This window comes from Mesorhizobium sp. M7A.F.Ca.ET.027.02.1.1 (assembly GCF_004022985.1).
GTDB lineage: Bacteria > Pseudomonadota > Alphaproteobacteria > Rhizobiales > Rhizobiaceae > Mesorhizobium.
In genome coordinates this window covers 1-9063 of sequence record NZ_RZOL01000251.1, presented here as the reverse complement: position 1 = coordinate 9063, position 9063 = coordinate 1, and the positions used below count along the sequence as shown (strand labels likewise).

11 protein-coding genes and 2 pseudogenes are annotated in these 9063 nt (G+C 62.3%); 4 read left to right on the top strand and 9 right to left on the bottom strand.

Annotation, left to right across the window (positions count from 1 at the left end; translation table 11 throughout):
• The 3 genes from EN749_RS23805 to EN749_RS23795 form a co-directional block, all read left to right on the top strand.
• A partial coding sequence (locus tag EN749_RS23805; protein ID WP_281061924.1) for a CorA family divalent cation transporter occupies positions 1 to 587 on the top strand: 587 nt, incomplete at its 5' end.
• A 121-nt stretch (positions 588 to 708) separates the two neighbouring features.
• Entirely contained in the window at positions 709 to 1185 is a 477-nt protein-coding gene (locus EN749_RS23800) for a MaoC family dehydratase (RefSeq protein ID WP_127396074.1), read from the top strand.
• Positions 1182 to 1652 carry a MaoC family dehydratase gene (locus EN749_RS23795; protein ID WP_127396070.1) on the top strand — a complete coding sequence of 157 codons (471 nt, stop codon included), beginning with the start codon at positions 1182 to 1184 and terminating at the stop codon, positions 1650 to 1652. Before EN749_RS23800 ends, EN749_RS23795 begins: the two co-directional genes overlap by 4 nt.
• Positions 1653 to 1817: 165 nt before the next feature.
• Here EN749_RS23795 and EN749_RS23790 read toward each other — a convergent pair whose 3' ends face one another.
• From EN749_RS23790 to petA, 6 genes and pseudogenes are all read right to left on the bottom strand, one after another.
• Positions 1818 to 2363, bottom strand: coding sequence for an adenine phosphoribosyltransferase (locus tag EN749_RS23790; protein WP_013529989.1), 546 nt, complete (start codon positions 2361 to 2363; stop codon positions 1818 to 1820).
• Between the two features lie 9 nt (positions 2364 to 2372).
• Complete coding sequence (locus EN749_RS23785) at positions 2373 to 3518, bottom strand: alpha-hydroxy acid oxidase (protein WP_164873953.1); 1146 nt, start codon at positions 3516 to 3518, stop codon at positions 2373 to 2375.
• Positions 3519 to 3694: 176 nt separating this feature from the next.
• Positions 3695 to 4382 (bottom strand): annotated as a pseudogene (locus EN749_RS23780) (phosphatase PAP2 family protein).
• A gap of 127 nt (positions 4383 to 4509) precedes the next feature.
• On the bottom strand, positions 4510 to 5382 hold the full coding sequence (locus EN749_RS23775) for a cytochrome c1 (RefSeq protein WP_127396067.1): 873 nt from the start codon (positions 5380 to 5382) through the stop codon (positions 4510 to 4512).
• A gap of 28 nt (positions 5383 to 5410) precedes the next feature.
• On the bottom strand, positions 5411 to 6712 hold the full coding sequence (locus EN749_RS23770; protein ID WP_127326789.1) for a cytochrome b N-terminal domain-containing protein: 1302 nt from the start codon (positions 6710 to 6712) through the stop codon (positions 5411 to 5413).
• A 16-nt stretch (positions 6713 to 6728) separates the two neighbouring features.
• Positions 6729 to 7289, bottom strand: coding sequence for a ubiquinol-cytochrome c reductase iron-sulfur subunit (gene petA, locus EN749_RS23765; RefSeq protein WP_127270959.1), 561 nt, complete (start codon positions 7287 to 7289; stop codon positions 6729 to 6731).
• A gap of 314 nt (positions 7290 to 7603) precedes the next feature.
• On the opposite strand from petA, the gene EN749_RS23760 reads away from it, so the two are divergent.
• On the top strand, positions 7604 to 7948 hold the full coding sequence (locus EN749_RS23760; RefSeq protein WP_128364083.1) for a cupin domain-containing protein: 345 nt from the start codon (positions 7604 to 7606) through the stop codon (positions 7946 to 7948).
• Positions 7949 to 7951: 3 nt separating this feature from the next.
• Here the strand turns inward: EN749_RS23760 and EN749_RS23755 are convergent, their stop codons facing one another.
• From EN749_RS23755 to EN749_RS23745, 3 genes and pseudogenes are all read right to left on the bottom strand, one after another.
• Positions 7952 to 8263 (bottom strand): DUF6665 family protein, encoded by a 312-nt coding sequence (locus EN749_RS23755; protein ID WP_127326788.1) that lies wholly within the window; start codon positions 8261 to 8263, stop codon positions 7952 to 7954.
• A 1-nt stretch (position 8264) separates the two neighbouring features.
• On the bottom strand, positions 8265 to 8744 hold the full coding sequence (locus tag EN749_RS23750; protein ID WP_127270964.1) for a GNAT family N-acetyltransferase: 480 nt from the start codon (positions 8742 to 8744) through the stop codon (positions 8265 to 8267).
• Between the two features lie 4 nt (positions 8745 to 8748).
• Positions 8749 to 9063 (bottom strand): annotated as a pseudogene (locus tag EN749_RS23745) (ABC transporter ATP-binding protein); the annotation flags it as partial.

Sequence of the window (9063 nt, the reverse complement as noted above, 5' to 3'; positions counted from 1 at the left end):
CCATTCTGATCGGCTTGCTGGAGGCGATCGTCGACCGTCTTGCCGACATTCTGGAACGCGCCGGCCGCGACATCGAGGCGATCTCGCGCGATATCTTCGAGGCGCGGTCGACCAAGGTTTCCAAGCGCAACCGTGATTTCCAGGAGTTGCTGAAAGCCATCGGCCGCAAGGAGGACATCGCCTCCTCGATCCGCGACAGCCTGATCTCGCTGCAGCGCCTGGCAGGCTTCTTCGCCCATGCCTCGACCCGCACCAAGATGAGCAAGGACACCAAGGCGCGCATCAAGACGCTGTCTCGCGACGTGCTGTCGCTCGCCGACCACGCCACCTTCCTGTCGCAGAAGATCTCCTTCCTGCTGGACGCCACGCTCGGCATGATCTCGATCGAGCAGAACGCCATCATCAAGATCTTCTCGGTCGCCGCCGTCATTTTCCTGCCGCCGACTTTGGTCGCCTCGGTCTACGGCATGAATTTCGACATCATCCCCGAGTTGAAATGGCAACTTGGCTATCCCTTCGCCATCGCCATGATGGTGCTGTCGGCGATCCTGCCCTTCTGGTACTTCCGCCGCCGCGGCTGGCTCTGAGTGGCGTTGTCGGTCCTGCCACAGGCTGGCGCAGTAGAAATCGCTTGACCAAATGAACGCCGGCCTGCATCCGGAAACCCCGATCCTGGGGATCGTGGGTCGACAAGCCGGATTCCAGACCATGACTGCAGAGATAAAAGCATGGGCCTATGAGGACTTCATCGAGGGCGCATCGATCGACCTCGGCTCGAAGCTCGTGAGTGCCGCCGAGATCGTCGAATTTGCCGGAGAATTTGACCCGCAGCCGATGCATCTCGACGAGGAGGCCGGCAAGGCCAGCATCCTCGGGGGGCTGGCAGCGTCGGGCTGGCACACCTGCGCCATGTTCATGCGCATGCTCTGCGATGCGTTCCTGCTGGACTCGACCTGCCAGGGCGCGCCCGGAGTCGATCAGGTCAAATGGAAGAAACCGGTCCTGGCCGGCGACCAACTGACCGGCACCCTGATGGTTGTTGCCAAGCGCCTGTCGAAATCGAAGCCGCAACTCGGCTTCGTCACCATGCGCAGCGAGCTGTTCAACCAGCGTGGCGAAAGCGTCTTCGAGCTCGAGAACTCCGTCATGTTCCTCACGCGCGATGCCGCGGGGAGCCAAGCATGACACTGGACGAGTTCTTCCGTATCGGCACCACCGTCACGCTCGGCTCGCACACATTCGAGCCCGAGGCGATCAAGGCCTTCGCCCGCAAGTACGACCCGCAAATCTTCCATATCGACGAGGAGGCCGCGAAGAAAAGCGTTCTTGGCGGCCTCTGCGCGTCTGGCTGGCACACGGCCGCGACCTGGATGAAACTCAATCTGGAAAACCGCATGGACGCCGAGATCGCTGCGTGGAGCGGTCCCGGTCCGGTGCCGGAATTCGGCCCCTCGCCCGGCTTCAAGAACCTGAAATGGCTGAAGCCGGTCTATGCCGGGCAAACCATCACCTTCACGCGCACCGCGCTGTCGCACCGCCCAATCGCCTCACGCCCCGGCTGGCGGCTGCTGGCGCTGCGTTCGGAAGCTTTCGATCCCACCGGCGACAAGGTGCTCGAGTTCGAAAGCGCCGTGCTGGTGAAGGTGGAGTAGCTTTTTCCTTCGCCCCGTTTACGGGGAGAAGGTGCCCGAAGGGCGGATGAGGGGCGGCGCCAGCGTTGGTGTCTTAAACTCGACGGTCGTACTTACCCCTCACCCTGCTCCGCTCGCGTTGCTCGCTTCGCTTCCCTCTCCCCGTAAACGGGGCGAGGGAGAAACCTAATGCCCCTCGAACCCTATCAGCGTTCTGACCGGCACACCGAGGGCTTCGAGCTTGGCGCGGCCGCCGAGGTCCGGCAGGTCGATGACGAAACAGGCGGCGAGGATATCGGCGCCGATCTGGCGCAGAAGTTTGACCGCCGCCTCCGCGGTGCCGCCGGTGGCGATCAGATCGTCGACAAGGATCACCTTCTCGCCCGGAGCAACGCCGTCCTTGTGCATCTCCATCTCGTCCAGCCCATATTCCAGGCTATAGGCGACGCGCACCGTCTCGTAGGGCAGCTTGCCTTTCTTGCGGATCGGCACGAAGCCGGCCGAGAGCTGATGGGCGACGGCGCCGCCAAGGATGAACCCGCGTGCCTCGATGCCGGCGATCTTATCGATCTTCTGGCCGGCGTAGGGATGTACCAGTTCGTCGATGGCGCGGCGGAAGGCGCGCGCATTGCCGAGCAGCGTGGTGATGTCGCGAAACAGGATGCCGGGCTTGGGATAGTCCGGAATGGTACGGATCGCGGCGAGCAATGTGTCTTCGAGGGAGGATTTCATGGGTCGAGATTACCTGAAACGGAGGTTCTTGCGCGACAATTGTTCGATCGAACTGCAGCCCATCAGCTTCATGCCGCGTTCGATCTCGACCCGCATCTGCTCAAGCGCCCGTTCGACGCCGGGCTGGCCCGCCGCCGCGAGCGGGAACAGATAGTAGCGTCCGACGCCGACGGCCTTGGCACCGAGCGATAGCGCTTTCAGCACATGGGTGCCGCGCTGCACGCCGCCATCCATGATGACATCGATCCTGTCGCCAACGGCATCGACGATCTCGGCAAGCTGGTCGAACGCCGCCCGCGAGCCATCCAGCTGCCGCCCGCCATGGTTCGACAGCACGATGCCGCTGCAGCCGATGTCGACGGCGCGTCTTGCGTCCTCTACCGACATAACGCCCTTGAGACAGAACGGACCCGACCAAAGCTTGACCATCTCAGCGACATCGTCCCACGTCATCGACGGGTCTAGCATCTCGGTGAAGTAGCGGCTGATCGACATCGTGCCGCCGCCCATGTCGACATGCTCGTCGAGCTGCGGCAGCTTGAACCCCTCATGCGTGAAATAATTGATCGCCCAGGCCGGCTTGAGCGCGAACTGCGCCATACCGGCAAGGTTGAGCTTGAAGGGAATGGCAAAGCCGGTGCGTTTGTCGCGCTCGCGATTTCCTCCGGTGATGCTGTCGACGGTCAGCATCATCACCTCGACGCCGACCTGCTTTGCCCGCTGCATCATCGCCCGGTTAAGACCGCGGTCCCGATGGAAATAGAACTGGTAGACCTGCGGACTGCTGCTGATGCTGCGCGCCTCCTCGAGGCTGACGGTGCCAAGCGACGAGACGCCGAACATGGTGCCATACTTGGCTGCGGCCTTGGCGACCGCGCGCTCGCCCTGATGGTGGAACAGGCGCTGCAAGGCGGTCGGCGAGCAATAGAACGGCATCGCCAGCTTCTGGCCCATGACCGTCACCGACATGTCGACCTCGCTCACTCCGCGCAGCACGTTGGGAACCAGGTCACAGGTCTCGAAGCTTGCGGCGTTGCGGCGGTAGGTGACCTCATCGTCAGCCGCGCCGTCAATGTAATTGAAGATCGGCCCGGGCAGCCGCTGCTGTGCCATCAGCCGGAAATCGGAAAAGTTGTGACAGTCGCTGAGCCGCATCATCGAAATCCAAAAGCCATGGCGGGACGAGCTTCTCGCCACCGTTCGATGCGTCGAATATCAACCTCATGCCGCCATGCCAACGGACTAATTGCCGAACTTCCGCCTAAGCAATGGCGCAGACAAGAAAGGAGCGCCTTAAGCGCCCCTTCCCGTCTAAATCCGGCTGACGAGGATTACATGCCGAGATCGGAACGAAGCTCGGCCCTGGCCACTTCATATTCAGCCGTCCCGGTTGAGCAGGACTGCGGCAATGACGCTGCCGGAAATCCTGCCCATCTCGACATCGGACGCAAAATGGATGCCGCCAACCACGCGGTTGTGAGCGTATTTGCTCGCGCGTGCCATGATCTCGGCGCGCTTTTCCGGAACCATGTCGGACAGAATGATGCCCATCATCGTGCCGACGGTGGCGTGTCCGGAAGGCCAGGAACCGGAGCTCGACAGCTTGACCGCAGGCTTGACGAGATCGCTGAGCTGATGCGGGCGCGGGCGCTTCCAGACATCCTTGGCGGGATCGACGACAGCGCCTTCGGTAGCCACCACGCGATCGAAGAAGGCGCTGAATTTCGGCAGCGTTTCCTTGTTGAATTTCGGCCCCATCACGTCGGCAAAGCGCCAGACATTCTCCTCGGCATCGGCCACCGCGCTGGCGACCATCTCCGGGGTGCGCGTGACCTGCAAAGTCAGCACCTCGCCGAGTTCGGCCTTGGTTTGTGCCGAATCGTTTGCCGGCGGCGGCGGCAGGATCATCGTCAGGTCGACATCCTTGTTGGTGATGAAGGGCTGGGCGTCTTCCGCTTGCGCGGCCGAGCCCACGATGAGCAGCAACAGGCCTGCCGCGAGCGATGCGTATCTTTTCATGAATGCGATCCTTTGATGAGAGCAGCACAGGATCGCCGGATGCGGTGACGGCCATGTGACATGACCAGCCTCCGGAAATGCAAAAGGGCGCCTCTCGGCGCCCTTCGCGATCACTTGATTGTGTGGCTCAATGCGCCACGCCTTCCCACACCTTGCGCTTGGTGAGATAGACCAGAGCGCCGAACAGAAGCAGGAACACCAGCACGCGAAAACCGGTCTTCTTGCGGTCTTCCATATGCGGCTCGGCCGCCCACATCAGGAAGGCGGAAACGTCGCGGGAGTACTGGTCGACTGTCTGCGGCGCGCCGTCATCATAGGTCACCTGGCCGTCGGACAGCGGGTTGGGCATCTTCAGCGACACGCCCGACATGAAATAGGGGTTGTAGTGGGTGCCTTCCGGGATAACCATGCCGGCAGGCGGTGTCTCGTTATAGCCTGTCAGCAGCGAGTGGATATAGTCGGGCCCGCCCGCGTCATACTGGGTGAAGATGTCGAAGACGAATTGCGGAAAACCGCGCTCGACGCCGCGCGCCTTGGCCAGCAGCGACATGTCGGGCGGAGCAGCACCACCATTGGAAGCGGCGGCCGCTTCGTCGTTTGCGAACGGTGGCGGGAAGTGGTCGGACGGCTTGCCGGGACGGTCGAACATGTCGCCGGCATCGTTGGGACCGTCATGGATCGTGTACTCGGCCGACAGCGTCTTGATCTGCGCATCGGAATAGCCGAGGTCCGACAGCGTGCGGAACGCCACCATGTTCATCGAATGGCAGGCCGAGCAGACTTCCTTGTAGACCTTGAGGCCGCGCTGCAGCTGCGCCTTGTCATAGGTACCGAACGGGCCGGTGAAACTCCAGTCCATTTCCTTCGGCTCGTCGATCGGGAAATGCGTCGGCGCGGCGGCGTTGTGCGCCTCTTCGGCGGCGATCGCCCAAGTGCCCGCCGACCCGATGCCGACGGCCACGAGGCCGACCAGCGCCAGCGAGGTGAGAATCTTTTTCATGCCAAATCCCCTTAGATTCTCTACCCGCTCAGCCTTTGGTTTCCGGCGCCGCCGTAGCGCCCGCCGGATGTCCGCTGCCGCCCTTGTTCTTCTCGAGGACCGCCTCGGTGATCGAGTTCGGCAGCCGTCGCGGCGTCTCGATCAGGCCGAGCACCGGCAGCGCGATCAGGAAGAAGGCGAAGTAGAACAATGTCGCCATCTGCGCCATGAACACATAGCTGCCTTCGGCCGGCTGCGAGCCCAGCCAGCCAAGCAGGATGGCATCGGCCACGAACAGCCAGAAGAACAGCTTGTACCAGGGCCGGTAAACGGCAGAGCGTACCTTCGAAGTGTCGAGCCACGGCACCAGGAACAACATGACGATGGCGCCGAACATGCACAGCACGCCGCCGAGCTTGGAGTTGATCGGCCCGACATTGAAGGTGATGGCGCGCAGGATCGCGTAGAACGGGAGGAAGTACCATTCGGGCACGATGTGGGCCGGCGTCTTCAGCGGGTTGGCGACGATGTAGTTGTCGGGATGGCCGAGATAGTTCGGCAGGTAGAAGACGAAATAGGCGAAGAAGAACAGGAACACGATCATGCCGAACGCGTCCTTGATGGTCGCGTAGGGGGTGAAGGCGACAGTGTCGGTCTTCGACTTGACCTCGATACCCGTCGGGTTCGACTGGCCCACGACATGCAGCGCCCAGATGTGCAAAACGACGACGCCGGCAATCATGAACGGCAACAGATAGTGCAGCGCAAAGAAGCGATTCAGCGTCGGGTTGTCGACGGCAAAGCCGCCGAGCAGCAGCTGCTGGATCCAGTCGCCGACCAGCGGAATGGCACTGAAGAAGCCAGTGATGACGGTGGCACCCCAGAAGCTCATCTGGCCCCATGGCAGCACGTAGCCCATGAAGCCGGTCGCCATCATCAGGAGATAGATGATGCAGCCGAGGATCCACAGCAGCTCGCGCGGCGCCTTGTAGGAGCCGTAATAGAGGCCACGGAAGATGTGGATGTAGACGGCGACGAAGAAGAACGAGGCGCCGTTCGAATGCATGTAGCGCAGCAGCCACCCCGAATTCACGTCGCGCATGATCTTCTCGACCGAGCCGAAGGCGAGATTGGTGTCGGCCGTGTAGTGCATGGCCAGCACGATGCCGGTCAGCATCTGCGCCACCAGCATGATCGACAGGATGCCGCCAAACGTCCAAGCGTAGTTGAGGTTGCGCGGCACCGGATAGGCGACGAAGCTGTCATAGACCAGCCGCGGCAGCGGCATGCGGGCGTCGAACCAGCGTCCGAGACCGGTTTTGGGCGTATAGGTCGAGTGTCCCTCGCTCATCGAAATGTCCCCTGCCTCAACCGATAAGGATCTTGGTATCGGAAATGAACTTGAATACCGGCACCGCCATGTTCTCAGGCGCCGGGCCTTGGCGGATGCGTCCGGCCGTGTCGTAGACCGAGCCGTGGCATGGGCAGAACCAGCCGCCGAAATCGCCTTCCTGGCCGAGCGGAATGCAGCCGAGATGGGTGCAGACCTGAACCATCACCATCCAGGCTTCCTTGCCGGGTGTGGTGCGGTTGGCGTCGGTCGCCGGTGCATCGGCCGGCAGATTGGCGTTGCGGGCGATCGGGTCCTTGAGATCGGCCAGCTTGACGGCCTCGCCGTCCTTCATTTCCTGTTCGGTGCGGTTGCGGACCACGACCGGCTTGCCGCGCCATTTGACGATCAGCGACATGCCCGGCGTCAGCGAGGCGACGTCGACTTCGACGGAAGCGAGCGCCAGCGTCGAGGCATCGGGGCGCATCTGGTCGATGAACGGCCACGCGAAGGCACCCGCGCCGACCACTGCGGCCATGCCGGTGGCGACGTAGAGAAAATCACGACGGTTGGGATCCTGGGTGTCGGTTGCGCTCACGGGTGCCTGATCCTTTCGCCTCTTCCGTGCCGGTGGCTGAGCCTTGTTCCCCGCTCAATTACGCCAACCCGACAGCGCATGGCGAACAGGCTTGCGAATTCCTCCGGCATTTGGACTTCGGTTTATGCGTGAAGCCCGTTTTTGTCCAGACGGGTGAAGGCACAAGGGCAGATTGTCGCGGGGACAAAATCCGCCACCGCTCAACGCGACGCCGGATAGCCGCCAAACATCGCTAAACAACCGGGAAACAACCGCAAATCCGACGCCCCTGTTCGGCTCGACACAAGGCGCCAGCCGGGTCTATCCTTGCCATCATGGCACACGTCATAGACCGCGACACTTGGTCTGTTCGCTCCGACCATTGGAAGGGCGAATTGCAATGTGGCGCCTACGGCTCCAACTCCTGCCTGATCTTCAACTATTTGCCTGGCGTCGGCGGCGGCCCCCGCCTGCACACGCATCCCTACGCGGAGATCTTCATCATCCGCCAGGGCACCGGCCTGTTCACTGTCGGCGACCATGGGATCGAGGCATCCGCCGGCCAGATCCTGATCGTGCCGCCCAACACGCCGCACAAATTCACCAATCTCGGCCCAGGCCCGCTGGAAACGACCGACATCCATGAAAACGGCAGCTTCATCACCGAATGGCTGGAGTGACCCCTATTTCGCGCCGAGCCTGGCCAGCACCGCTTTCGGGATGTTGTATTCACGAATGACGGCATCGTGCTTGCGCAAGCCGCACAGCTCGCGCTGGATGAAATAGCCATGCACCGCCTCGGCGGCATCCTTGAGCAGCCGGGGGCGCAGTTGCTCGTCGGCATTGTCGCGCAGCCTGGCCAGCGTTTCCTCTACCCGCTGGCCGGCGCGGCCAAGTGCTGCCGCCTTTTCCGCCAATATTTCATGGCCGAGCGCGTCGAAGGCGGCTTCAGCGGCCGAGCCGCCGGCAAGATGAGATGGCGGACGCAAGGACATTTCAGTCTCCTTTCGCGAAAACCATGCGGTGAGTGACGAATTCTTCGCCTTCCACGTGCGTAAATCCAAGCCGTGCGTAAAAACCAAAAGCCTCTTGCGGCGCGCGGGTGTTCAGCGCGGCGAAATGGTGACGTGCCCTGTCGATAACGGTTTCGATCAGCATCCGGCCAAGGCCGGCGCGACGGTGACGCGCACTGACGAACAGGTGCCGGACCCGGCCGTGGTCCCTGGCCTCGAAATAGGGATCGATGTTCAACCCGCACACGCCGGCGAGTTCCCTTCCATCCCAGGCTCCGTACAGCGCCTCGCCCCGTTTCAGGAATTTGTTGCGGCCACTTGCCCAGCCATCCGCCAGGCGCACCAGCATCCAGTAGCCTTCCTGCCGGCTCTCTTCCTTCAGCGTATCGAAAGCCGGCATGGTCGGTCGGAGCCGCTTGAGAACGTAGCCGACCTCTGAGATGGCGCCTGTTGATCCACCCATGGAGCTACTCCGCCGGGCGTGTCTCTTCGAGCACGCTGTCCTCGTGATAGAGAAAACCGCCGGACTGCCGCTTCCACAGCCGCGCATAGAGCCCCTCGAGTGCTACCAAATCGTCATGCGTGCCTTGCTCGACGATGCGGCCGCCGTCGAGCACCACCAGTCGGTCGAGTGCCGCGATCGTCGACAGCCGGTGGGCGATGGCGATGACCGTCTTGTTTTCCATCAGCCGCGTCAGATTTTCCTGGATCGCCGCCTCGATGTCGGAATCGAGCGCCGAGGTCGCTTCGTCGAGAATCAGGATCGGCGCATCCTTGAGGAA